Source organism: Streptomyces purpureus (genome assembly GCF_014648195.1).
Lineage (GTDB): Bacteria > Actinomycetota > Actinomycetes > Streptomycetales > Streptomycetaceae > Streptomyces > Streptomyces purpureus.
Genome location: NZ_BMQQ01000006.1, coordinates 251,808 through 262,624, shown reverse-complemented (window position 1 = coordinate 262,624; position 10,817 = coordinate 251,808). Strand labels below are relative to the sequence as shown.

The 10,817-nt window shown below is 71.8% G+C and carries 11 protein-coding genes; all 11 read right to left on the bottom strand.

Going from position 1 to position 10,817, the window contains the following annotated elements:
- The coding region (locus IEZ01_RS11365) for a chorismate synthase (protein WP_189201439.1) at positions 1–413 on the bottom strand (413 nt) is incomplete at its 3' end.
- A complete protein-coding gene (gene aroA, locus IEZ01_RS11360) occupies positions 410–1,693 on the bottom strand; it encodes a 3-phosphoshikimate 1-carboxyvinyltransferase (RefSeq protein ID WP_189201436.1) in 1,284 nt (427 codons plus the stop codon). The genes IEZ01_RS11365 and aroA, both read right to left, overlap by 4 nt.
- Positions 1,690–2,166 carry a type II 3-dehydroquinate dehydratase gene (aroQ, locus tag IEZ01_RS11355; protein ID WP_019886476.1) on the bottom strand — a complete coding sequence of 159 codons (477 nt, stop codon included), beginning with the start codon at positions 2,164–2,166 and terminating at the stop codon, positions 1,690–1,692. The genes aroA and aroQ overlap by 4 nt, the downstream gene beginning before the upstream one ends.
- Positions 2,163–3,257, bottom strand: coding sequence for a 3-dehydroquinate synthase (aroB, locus tag IEZ01_RS11350; RefSeq protein ID WP_189201434.1), 1,095 nt, complete (start codon positions 3,255–3,257; stop codon positions 2,163–2,165). Before aroB ends, aroQ begins: the two co-directional genes overlap by 4 nt.
- Positions 3,254–3,769, bottom strand: coding sequence for a shikimate kinase (locus tag IEZ01_RS11345; RefSeq protein ID WP_019886478.1), 516 nt, complete (start codon positions 3,767–3,769; stop codon positions 3,254–3,256). The genes aroB and IEZ01_RS11345 overlap by 4 nt, the downstream gene beginning before the upstream one ends.
- A 7-nt stretch (positions 3,770–3,776) precedes the next feature.
- Positions 3,777–5,702, bottom strand: a complete 1,926-nt coding sequence (locus IEZ01_RS11340) for an anthranilate synthase family protein (RefSeq protein ID WP_189201432.1) — start codon at positions 5,700–5,702, stop codon at positions 3,777–3,779.
- Positions 5,699–6,322: an isochorismatase family protein gene (locus tag IEZ01_RS11335; RefSeq protein WP_019886482.1), complete on the bottom strand. Its 624-nt coding sequence runs from the start codon at positions 6,320–6,322 to the stop codon at positions 5,699–5,701. The genes IEZ01_RS11340 and IEZ01_RS11335 overlap by 4 nt, the downstream gene beginning before the upstream one ends.
- Before the next feature lie 61 nt (positions 6,323–6,383).
- Entirely contained in the window at positions 6,384–7,154 is a 771-nt protein-coding gene (locus IEZ01_RS11330; RefSeq protein WP_019886483.1) for a 2,3-dihydro-2,3-dihydroxybenzoate dehydrogenase, read from the bottom strand.
- A 32-nt stretch (positions 7,155–7,186) separates the two neighbouring features.
- Complete coding sequence (locus IEZ01_RS11325; RefSeq protein WP_189201430.1) at positions 7,187–8,359, bottom strand: 3-deoxy-7-phosphoheptulonate synthase; 1,173 nt, start codon at positions 8,357–8,359, stop codon at positions 7,187–7,189.
- Positions 8,360–8,446: 87 nt separating this feature from the next.
- Positions 8,447–9,064, bottom strand: a complete 618-nt coding sequence (wrbA, locus tag IEZ01_RS11320) for an NAD(P)H:quinone oxidoreductase (protein ID WP_019886486.1) — start codon at positions 9,062–9,064, stop codon at positions 8,447–8,449.
- A 174-nt stretch (positions 9,065–9,238) separates the two neighbouring features.
- Positions 9,239–10,690, bottom strand: a complete 1,452-nt coding sequence (locus IEZ01_RS11315; RefSeq protein ID WP_189201428.1) for a multicopper oxidase family protein — start codon at positions 10,688–10,690, stop codon at positions 9,239–9,241.
- Between the last annotated feature and the right edge of the window lie 127 nt (positions 10,691–10,817).

Here is a 10,817-nt window from a genome sequence, read left to right as displayed (position 1 = left end):
GCCCGCTCAAGCACCGGGCGCGCCTCGTCGAAACCGTACTTCTGCATGCCCGCCAGGTCGGCGTGGCCGGGGCGGGGGCGGGTGAGGGGCGCGTTACGGGCCGAGGTGGCCAGTTCCGCAGGGTCCACCGGGTCGGCCGACATCACCTTCTCCCACTTGGGCCACTCGGTGTTGCCCACCATCACGGCCACCGGGGAGCCCATGGAGAGACCGTGCCGGACACCGCCCAGGAACGTCACCTCGTCCTGCTCGAACTTCATCCGCGCCCCGCGCCCATAGCCGAGGCGCCGCCGCGCGAGGTGGTCCGCCACCATCTCCGTCGTGACCGGGACACCGGCGGGAAGACCCTCCAGCGTCGCGACCAGCGCGGGTCCGTGGGACTCCCCCGCCGTCAGCCAGCGCAACCTGCTCAACGGTGCTCCTCCTGTGGTTCGTACGCCGGGAAGAGCCGGCGCAGCTCGGTGTGGAATCCGGGGAACGTCTTGCCGACGCACGCGGGGTCGTCCAGGGTGATCGTGCCCGGCGCGGCGGCGAGGCCCAGGACCGTGAAGGCCATGGCGATCCGGTGGTCCCGGTGGCAGGCGATCCTGGTCGGGGCGGGGACGCCGGGGTGCACGGTGATCCGGTCGCGGCCCTCCTCGACACGGATCCCGGCCGCCACGAGGTTCTTGGCGACGGCGGCGATCCGGTCCGACTCCTTGAGCCGGGCGTGGCCGATGCCGCGGATGGTGACCGGCGCGTCGGCGAGCGGGGCGATCGCGGCCAGCGTCATGAAGGTGTCGGAGATCTCGCCCATGTCGAGGTCGAATCCGCCACGCAGCCGCCCGGTGCCGGTGACGGTCGTGGCGTCCGCGCCGATCTCGACGTCCGCGCCGGCCTTGCGCAGGGCCTCGACGAACCGCAGGTCGCCCTGGAGGCTGTCGCGACCGAGGCCGGGGACGGTGATCGTGGTGCCGGTGACCGCGGCGGCGGCGAAGACGTACGAGGCGGTGGAGGCGTCCGGCTCGATGTGGAGGTCCGTGGCCCGGTAGGGGCGGGTGCCGACCCTGAGCGTGCCGTCGCTCTCGCTCACCTCGGCGCCGAACCGCCGCATCAGGGCGATGGTCATGTCGATGTACGGGCGCGAGACGAGGTCGCGCGCGCCGACCTCCAGCGGGGTCCGCATCAGGGGCGCGGCCATCAGCAGCCCGGTGAGGTACTGGCTGCTGAGCGAGGAGTCCAGCTCGATCCGGCCGCCGTCGAGGCCGCTCGCCCGCACCGTCAGCGGCAGCGACGCGCCGGATTCCGTACGGACGTCGGCGCCGAGCCGGGTGAGGGCGTCGGCGAGCGGCCGCAGGGGGCGGGCGCGCAGCTGCGGGGACCCGTCGAAGGTGAACCGGCCGGTGCCGGTCGCGGCGAACGGCGGCAGGAAGCGGGCGGCGGTCCCGGCGTCGTTGCACCACACGTCGGCGTCGCCGGTGGGGCCTCGGCCGCCGCCGGTGATCTCCCAGCTGGTGTCGTCGTCCGTGGCCCGGACGGGGACACCGAGGCCGGTGAGCGCGGTGCGGAAGGCGAGGGTGTCGTCGCTGACGAGGGGCGCCCGTAGCCGGGAGGTGCCCTGGGCGGCAGCGGCGAGCAGCGCGGCACGGTTGGTGATGCTCTTGGAGCCGGGGATACGGGCGGTGCGCCCGGGGCTCGTGGTGGTCCGGGTCATGGGCGGCGCTCCTGGTCGATGGGGCTTATCTCCGCGTCGGCGAGCGCCCGCAGGGCCAGCCGGTAGGAGCCGATGCCGAGTCCGGCGACGGTACCGCTGGCGACGGGTGAGACCACGGAGTGGTGCCGGAACTCCTCGCGGGCGTGCGGGTTGGAGAGGTGTACTTCGATCAGCGGCGCGGTGCGCTGGGCGGCCGCGTCCCGGACGGCGTACGAGTAGTGCGTGAAGGCGCCGGGGTTGAGGACGACGGGGATCTCGCCGTCGGCGGCCTCGTGGAGCCATTCGACGAGCACGCCTTCGTGGTTGGTCTCGCGGACCTGCACATCGAGGCCGAGGGCGGCGCCCAGTTCCTCGCAGGCCTTGACGAGTCCGGCGTAGCTGGTGGTGCCGTAGACGGCGGGTTCGCGGGAGCCGAGCCGGCCGATGTTGGGGCCGTTGAGGACGAGCACCCGGCGGGTGGGCAGCGGGCTCATGCGGACACCTCACGGTAGGCGGCGGCCAGGACGTCCGGGTCGGGGCCTTCCAGGACGGTCGGCCTGGCGAGTCCGTCGAGGACGATGAACCGCAGCAGGTCGCCCCGGGACTTCTTGTCGACCTTCATGGTGTCCAGGAGCTTCGGCCACTGGTCGCCGCGGTAGCTGAGGGGCAGGCCGACCGAGCCGAGGACGCTGCTGTGGCGCCGTACGGTCCGCTCGTCCAGGTGGCCGGTGAGCAGGCCGAGTTGGGCGGCGAAGACCATGCCCACGGAGACGGCGGCGCCGTGCCGCCAGGTGTAGCGCTCGTTCTTCTCGATGGCGTGGGCCAGGGTGTGGCCGTAGTTGAGGATCTCGCGGAGGCCGGACTCCTTCAGGTCGCAGGAGACGACGTCGGCCTTGACGCGGATGGAGCGTTCGACGAGCTGGGCGGTATGCGGGCCGTGCGGGCTGCGGGCGGCCCGCGGGTCGGTCTCGATCAGGTCGAGGATGACCGGGTCGGCGATGAAACCGGCCTTGATGATCTCGGCGAGTCCGCCGGCGTAGTCGTGGACCGGCAGGGTGTCGAGGGTGGTGAGGTCGCACAGCACCCCGGCGGGCGGGTGGAAGGCGCCGACGAGGTTCTTCCCGGCGCCGGTGTTGATGCCGGTCTTGCCGCCGACGGCCGCGTCGACCATGCCGAGGACGGTGGTGGGTACGGCGATCCAGCGCACCCCGCGCAGCCAGCTCGCGGCGACGAACCCGGCGAGGTCGGAGGTGGCTCCGCCGCCGACGCCGACGACGACGTCGGTGCGGGTGAACCCGGCCCGGCCGAGGGCCTCCCAGCAGTCGGCGGCGACCTGGGCGGACTTGGCGCCCTCCGCGTCGGGGACCGGCAGGACCGTGGTGGCGTAGCCGTGGGCGTCGAGGTCCTCCCGCAGGGCCTCGGCGTGCGTGGCGAGCGTCACCGGGTGGATCAGGGCCACGCGGCGCGCCCGGTCGCCGACGAGCCCGGGCAGCTCGCCGAGCAGCCCGCGGCCGACCAGTACGTCGTACGGGTCGGTGCCCGCGCTGCCCGCCACATGGATACGGGTCACGCTCTGGTCCGTCATTCGTCCCTCAGCTTCAGTTCCTGGAGGACCGCTCGGGCGACCTCTTCGGGGGTGCGGCCGTCGGTGGCGACGACTGCGCGGGCGACCTCGTCGTACAGCGGGCGGCGGGCGTCCGCGAGGGCCCGCCAGCGGGCGCGGGGGTCGCCGGTGAGCAGGGGCCGGCCGGAGCCGGGACCGACCCTGCGCAGCGCCTCGTCGACGCCGAGCGAGAGGTGGACGACCGGCTGCCCGGCGAGGATCCGCCGGGTGCGCGGGTCGACCACGGCGCCGCCGCCGAGGGCGAGGACGCCGGGGTGCCCGGCGACGGCGGTGCGCACGGCGAGGTGTTCGCGTTCGCGGAAGTACGCCTCGCCGTCGGCCGCGAAGATCTCGGGGATCGGGCGGCCTTCGGCGGAGACGACGTCGTCGTCGGTGTCCCGGTAGGGCGCGCCGAGCCGTTCGGCGAGGAGCGCGCCCACCGTGGACTTGCCGGAGCCCATCGGCCCGACGAGGACGACGAGGGGCCCGTTCATCGGGGGCTCATCCGACGGGGACGACCGGGGCGGCCGGGGCCGCCGGGATGCCGGTGGCCAGTTGGCCGAGCAGTCCGCCGACGATCCGCGGCCCGTCCTGGGTGAGGACGGACTCGGCGTGGAACTGCATGGAGGCGAAGTACGGTCCGCGCAGGGCGTGGACCTCTCCGGTGGCCGGGTCGCGGCTCACCTCCACGGTGCCGATGCCGGGGGCGTGGAGGGTGTCGGTGTCGCTGCGGGCGGCGAAGGTGTTGTAGAAGCCGACGCGTTCGCGGCTGCCGAAGAGGTCGATCTCCTTCTGGACGCCTTGGTTGGGGACGTCCCGGCGGGCGAGGTCCAGGCCGAGGCGCATGCTGAGGACCTGGTGGCTGAGGCAGACGGCGAGGAACGGCCGCCGCTGCTCCAGGAGTGTGGAGACGGCCGCCCGCAGATGGGCGATCTTGGGGTGGTCGGCCTCGCGCGGGTCGCCGGGGCCGGGCCCCATGATGACGAGGTCGTAGCCGTCGAAGGAGTAGTCCTCGTCGAAGCGGCGGACCGTCACCCGCGGGCCCATGGAGCGGACCTGCTGGCCGATCATCGAGGTGAAGGTGTCCTCCGCGTCGACGATCAGGATGCGCTGCCCGGCCAGGACGGGGTCCGGGCGGCCGCGGGCCGCGTCCTCGGCGAGCCAGAAGCCCGCGATGGTCTCGTTGCGCTGCTCCAGGGCGGCGCGGACGCTCGGGTGGGCGTGGAAGCGGGAGGTCCCGTCGTTCTCCAGCGCGGCGAGCAGTCCGGCGGCCTTGGCCCGGGTCTCGGCGACCTCGGACTCCGGGTCGGAGTGGCGTACGAGTGTGGCGCCGACACCGATGCGCACCCGTCCCGTGCGATCGATGTCGGCGGTCCGGATGAGAATGGCGGAGTCCATGGCGCGGCCGCCGTGCTCGTCGCGGCCGATGAGGGCGACGACGCCGCTGTAGTAGCCGCGGCCTTCGGGTTCGTACTTGCCGATGACCCGGCAGGCGCTCTCCAGCGGGGAGCCGGTGACGGTCGGCGCGAACATGGTCTCGCGCAGGATCTCGCGGGGGTCGCGGGTGGTGCGGCCCTCGATGAAGTACTCGGTGTGGGCGAGGCGGGCCATCTCCTTGAGGTACGGGCCGACGACCCGGCCGCCCGCGTCGCAGATCCGGGCCATCATCTTGAGCTCTTCGTCGACGACCATGTAGAGCTCGTCGGCCTCCTTGCGGTCGGCGAGGAAGTCCAGGACGCCGGGCAGGGTGGGGCCGGTGGCCGGGTAGCGGTAGGTGCCGCTGATGGGGTTCATGACGGCGGTGCCGTCCTGGAGCGAGACGTGCCGCTCGGGGGAGGCGCCGACGAAGGTCCGCTCGCCGGTGTGGACGAGGAAGGTCCAGTACGCCCCCGACTCCCGCTCCACGAGGCGGCGGAAGAAGGCGAGCGCGCTGGGCAGCCCGTAGTCGGTGATGTCGGCGGTGAAGGAGCGGCGGATGACGAAGTTGGCGCCCTCGCCGGTGCCGATCTCGTCGGCGATGACCCGGCGCACGATCTCGGCGTAGTCGGCGTCGTCGACGTCGAAGTGCCCGCCGGTCAGCTTGATCGGCACGTCGGGGATCCGCGACAGGGCCGCGTCGAGGGCGACGGTCTCCTGGTCGGTGACGGTCAGTGCGATGAGCGGGGAGCCGTCGTCGGCGCAGGCGAAGCCGCGCTCGCCGATCTGGCGGTACGGGACGACGGCGAGGACTTCGTGCCGGGCGACGCCGGGTTCCGTGGCCTGGTCGGGCAGCGGGATGTCGGCGAGCGTCGCCGGCTCGCCGACCTCACCGAGGAGGATGTCGAGCCCGTGCGGGCCGGTGGCCTCGGGTCGGTGCAGCACCGCGAAGGCGGGCGGCGGGGTGGGGCCGAGGATCCGGGAGAGGAGGTCGCGGTCGGTGGGGCTCATGCGAGGACCTCCTTGGTGGTGGTGACGACGGCGCAGCGCTTGGCGGCGTAGTCGACGGCCTGCCAGTGTTCGGCCTCGGAGAAGTCGCCGACGGCGTCGGCGACGAGGAACGTCTCGATGTCGTTGGTGAACGCCTCGACGGCGCTGGCGAGGACGCCGACATGGGCGTAGACGCCGCAGATGATCAGCTGGTCGCGGCCGTGGAAGCGCATCCGCTCCAGCAGGTCGGTCTTGAAGAAGGCGCTGTAGCGCCATTTGGTGAGCAGCCAGTCCGCGGCGGTGGGCGCGAGCGGGGCGACCACCTCGCGGTCGGCCGGGTCGACCTTCATGCCAGGGCCCCAGAAGTCCGCCAGCAGACCGCGCTGTTCGGGGGTCATGCCGCCGGGCTGCGCCGTGTACGCGACGGGGACGCCGTGCGCGGCGCAGCGGTCGCGGAGCTGGGCGGCGTTGGCCACCAGCTGGTCGCGCAGGGGCTGCGGGAAGGGGCCGAGGAAGTAGCGCTGCATGTCGTGGACGAGCAGCACCGCGCGGTCCGGGTCGATGGACCACGTGGGGGTGTTGGGCGGCAGGGCGCCCGCCGTCGGCAACGGATAGGCCTCGATGGGCGGTATCCCGGCCATGACCGTCCTCTCGTGACTCGTACGGGTGGTGGGGTGCGGGTGGTGGGTGCGGCTGGTGGGGTCAGGCGCCGAGCGAGGCGCCGCCGTCGACCGTGAGGTCGTGCAGCGTGATGTGCGAGGCCTGGTCGGACAGGAGGAAGACGACGGCGTCGGCGACGTCCTGCGGCTGGGCCAGCTTCTTCAGGGGGATGCCGACCCGGTAGGCGTCGGGGCGGCCCTCGATGGTGCCCTTGGCGCCCGACTCGTCGTGCCACATGGACGAGAGCATCGGGGTGTCCGTGGAGCCGGGGGCGACCAGGTTGCAGCGGATGCCGTACTTGGCTACCTCCAGGCCGAGCGACTTGGTGAACAGGGACGCGGCGGCCTTGGAGGCGGCGTACGCGGCCATCTCGCTGCGGGGGGTGTTGGCGGCGTTGGAGGCGACGGTGACGATGGCGCCGCCGCCGCGCGGGATCATGCGGTCGACGACGGTCCGGGAGACCCGGAAGACGCCGGTGGCGTTGACGGCGAAGGTGGCCGCCCAGTCCTCGTCGCTGAAGGTGCGTACCTCTCCGAGGCGGAGCACACCGGCGGCGTTGACGAGGAAGTCGATGGGACCCAGGCGCCGTTCGGCCTCATCGACGAGGGCGGTGACCTGGGCGCCGTCGGTGACGTCGGCGGGGAACGCCTCGACCTTCAGACCGGCGTCGGCGAGTTCGGTGACGCGCTGCTTGAGCAGGGTCTCGTCCCGGTCGACGGCGGCGACGGTGGCGCCGCGCGTGGCCAGGGCCCGGACGACCGCGGCGCCGATCCCGCCCGCCGCCCCGGTGACGAGGGCGATCTTCTGCTGCATGTCCTTACCTCCGTGACGTGGGTCTTGGTGGGTCAGGCGCGCCAGGCGGCGAGGACCGACATCGCCTGGGCCGGGTTGAGCCGGGGGTCGCAGAAGCTGGTGTAGTGCTCGCCGCAGCGGCCCAGCTGGTCCTCGTCGCGGACGCACTCGGTGACGTCGTCGGGGGTGGTCTCCAGGTGGACGCCGCCCGCTATGCCGCCGCTGGAGCGCACGGCGAGCTGGAATCCGGAGATCTCGCGTTCGACGGTGGTGGTGAGGCGGGTCTTGAGTCCGCCGGGGGCGGTGACGGTGTTGCCGTGCATCGGGTCGGTGAGCCAGATGACCGGGTGGCCGGCGGCGCGTACCGCCTCGACGAGCGGCGGGAGCTTCTCGGTGACCTTCCCGGCGCCCATACGGGCGATCAGGGTGAGCCGGCCGGGCTCGCGCTCGGGGTCGAGGCGCTCGCACAGGGCGAGCAGCGTGTCGGTGGTCATGGACGGCCCGACCTTGCAGGCGACCGGGTTGGTGACCTCGGCGAGCAGGGCGACATGAGCGCCGTCGACCTGGCGGGTGCGTTCGCCGATCCACGGCCAGTGGGTGGAGGCGAGGAGCAGCCGGCCCTCGTCGTCGCGGCGCAGCATCGGGACCTCGTAGTCGAGGAGCAGCGCCTCGTGGCTGGTCCAGACGGGCGGGTCGATGACCGGGCGGCCGACGGGCTTGCGCCAGCCGAGGTGACCCATGATGTCGTTGGCGGCCATGTAGCCGGTGAGCAGGCGCAGCGGGTCGGGGCGGCGGCTCTCCTCGTCGGGCTCGGGGCCGTTGACCATGTGGCCTCGGTAGACGGGGAGTTCGAGGTCGCCGACCTTCTCGGTGTCGTTGGAGCGGGGCTTGCCGAACTGGCCCGCCATGCGGCCGACCCGGATCACCGGCTTGTGGGTGATCATCTTCATGGTGCCGGCGAGCAGGTCGAGGACGGCCGCCTTGCGGGCGACGTGGTGGGCGGTCGATTCGTCGGGGTCCTCGGAGCAGTCGCCGGACTGCACGACGACCGCCTCACCCGCGGCCGCCTTGGCGAGCAGCGACCGCAGGGTGTCCACGTCGGTGGCGCTGACCAGCGCGGGCCGGACGCGCAGCTCCTCCCGCACCCGCTCCACCTGCGATTCGTCCTCCCATGTGGGCTGTTGCAGGGCCGGCTTGAGCCGTATGTCGAGCAGAGTGTTGTCCACGGTGGTGTCTCCTATGGCGACAGGGAAGGGCTGGGGCTCCGGCCGGGGACGGCGGCCGGGAGGCGGGGGCGGTTCGCCCCCGGTGCCTCAGGCGCCGCGCAGGCCCTTGTTGAGGGCGGTGGCGATCTCTACGGCGCGGCGGGTCTGGAAGTCGATGGCGGCGAGGTTCTCCTCGGCCACGGCGGCCGCCTGGTTGTTGGACACGCTGGAGGTGCCGTACGGGTTGCCGTTGGCGGGGGCGAACTGGACCGCGTCGGCGTAGCCGGGCGGCACGATGATCGAACCCCAGTGGTAGAAGGTGTTGTTGAGGGCGAGGAGGGTCGACTCCTGGCCGCCGTGGGTGGTCGACGTGGAGGTGAACGCGGAGGTCACCTTGTTCACGAGCTTGCCCTGCGCCCACAGCCCGCCGGTGGTGTCGATGAACTGCTTCAGCTGGGCCGCGCACTGCCCGAACCGGGTGGGCGTGCCGAGCAGGATGACGTCGGCCCACTCCAGGTCGTCGAGGGCGGCGATCTCGATGTCGCGGGTGGCCTGGGCGTGTTCGGCCCACTCCGGCTTGGCGTCGATGACGGCTTGCGGGGCCAGTTCCGCCACCTTCCGCAGCCGGACCTCGGCGCCGGCCTTCTCCGCCGCGTCGGCCGCGGCCTGGGCGAGCAGGTGAACATTTCCGGTCGACGAGTAGTAGATGACGGCAACATTCGTCATGAGAGAAACTCCGCTGAAGTGGATGAACGGCCCGACGGCGCGTAATTCCCGGGAATCATCCATTGGGCGACGAGGTGCGGCCAATGCGCTCGGCCGCACTCCGTCAAGTGGCCCGATAATCCATCAAGTCGACGGTGAGCCCGGTCACATCGCGACCGGGCGTTCCGCGCTCGGTCAGACGATTTCCATCTGCGCCATCATTCCCATGGCGGCGTGATCGAGCATGTGGCAGTGGTACAGATACTTCCCCCGGAAGCTGTCGAAGTTGGCCTGGAACGTGACTGTTTCGCCCGGCATCACGCGTATGGTGTCCTTGAGACCGGCCTCGGCGGGACCCGGTGGGTTGCCGTTGCGGGTGAGGATGCGGAACTGCACGAGATGGATATGGAAGTTGTGCGGAATACCGAGATTCGCATTGGTCACGGTCCAGATTTCGGAACCGCCCCACGGCACGGTGTTGTCGATCCGGCGGTGGTCGTAGACCTTGCCGTCCATATAGCCCTGCGGGTTCGGCCGGCTGTCCTCGTCCATGCTCATCACCACCGTGCGCCGGCCGGTGACGGCGGGCAGCGGGGGCAGGGTGCGCAGGGTCGCCGGGACGGAGCTGGGGTCGTCGGTCGTCTTGACCACGTCGAAGCGGAGCACCTTGCCGGTGCGCTCGGCGGGGCCGGGGCCCTCGGTGTTCTCCAGGACGATTCCGGTGCCGACGCGGTAGCGGGAGAAGTCGATGACGACGTCCGCGCGCTCGCCGGGCGAGAGGGCCACCGTGTCGGTGGTGAAAGGTTTCTCCAGGAGGCCGCCGTCGGAGCCGATCTGGATGACCGGAGAGCCGTCGGAGGTCTTGAGGGTGAAGAACCGAAGGTTGGTCGAGTTGAGCAGCCGGAAGCGGTACTTACGGGCCGCGACCTGGAAGTAGGGCCACGCCTTGCCGTTCGCGAGGATGGTGTCGCGGCCCATGAAGTCGTCCATGGTGTAGACGAGCTTCCCGGACGGGTCGATGTCGGCCTCGCGCAGCATGATCGGCACGTCGTACACGCCCGAGGGCAGCGGCAGCGCCTGCTCGGTGGGGTCGGTGAGCAGGTAGAACGCGGACAGGCCGCGGTAGACGTGCTCGGACTCCATGTGGTGGGCGTGGTCGTGGAACCAGAGCGGGGCGTGCGGCTGGTCGTTGGGGTAGTGGTACTGCCGTACGCCCGCCGGCGCGATGGTGTCCATGGGGTCGCCGTCGTGCTCGGGTGCCACATGGCCGCCGTGGAGGTGGATGGCGACCGGCATGTCCAGCTTGTTGTACTGGTTGATGACCACCGGGCGGCCGGTGGTGGCCCGGATCAGCCCGGGGAAGGCGTTGTTGAAGCTGAACACCTCGGTGAGCACCCCGGGCACGATCTCCTTGATCGCCTTCTTGATCGACACGTTGTAGGTGTCGATGCCCCCCGTGGTCGAGCTCGGCGCGATGACCTGCGGCATCGGCATGGGCTGGGTGAAGAAGGAGAAGGGGCTGGAGGTTGCGGCGGTGTCCGCCTCGGCCAGGGCCCGCGCGCCGATCAGCGGCGAGAGAGCGGCACCGGTGGCGAGGGTGCCTCCTGCGGCGAGGGAGGCGCCTATGAACCGTCGTCTGCTGAGCATGGGTCGGGGATTCCCCTCGTTTCTGGGCGCGCCCGTCTGCGCGCTCGGAGCCGTGCATGGGGGGGGAGCCGTGCATGGGGGGAACGTGGGGGTGGTGGTGCGTGGGGGGAGGCATGAAAGAGCCGGC

Excerpts from the sequence above, each read along its gene's own strand:
- aroA (WP_189201436.1), bottom strand. The coding sequence starts at position 1,693 with ATGACCCGGACCACCACGAGCCCCGGGCGCACCGCCCGTATCCCCGGC.
- aroQ (WP_019886476.1), bottom strand. The coding sequence starts at position 2,166 with ATGAGCCCGCTGCCCACCCGCCGGGTGCTCGTCCTCAACGGCCCCAAC.
- aroB (WP_189201434.1), bottom strand. The coding sequence starts at position 3,257 with ATGACGGACCAGAGCGTGACCCGTATCCATGTGGCGGGCAGCGCGGGC.
- IEZ01_RS11345 (WP_019886478.1), bottom strand. The coding sequence starts at position 3,769 with ATGAACGGGCCCCTCGTCGTCCTCGTCGGGCCGATGGGCTCCGGCAAG.
- IEZ01_RS11340 (WP_189201432.1), bottom strand. The coding sequence starts at position 5,702 with ATGAGCCCCACCGACCGCGACCTCCTCTCCCGGATCCTCGGCCCCACC.
- IEZ01_RS11335 (WP_019886482.1), bottom strand. The coding sequence starts at position 6,322 with ATGGCCGGGATACCGCCCATCGAGGCCTATCCGTTGCCGACGGCGGGC.
- IEZ01_RS11330 (WP_019886483.1), bottom strand. The coding sequence starts at position 7,154 with ATGCAGCAGAAGATCGCCCTCGTCACCGGGGCGGCGGGCGGGATCGGC.
- wrbA (WP_019886486.1), bottom strand. The coding sequence starts at position 9,064 with ATGACGAATGTTGCCGTCATCTACTACTCGTCGACCGGAAATGTTCAC.
- IEZ01_RS11315 (WP_189201428.1), bottom strand. The coding sequence starts at position 10,690 with ATGCTCAGCAGACGACGGTTCATAGGCGCCTCCCTCGCCGCAGGAGGC.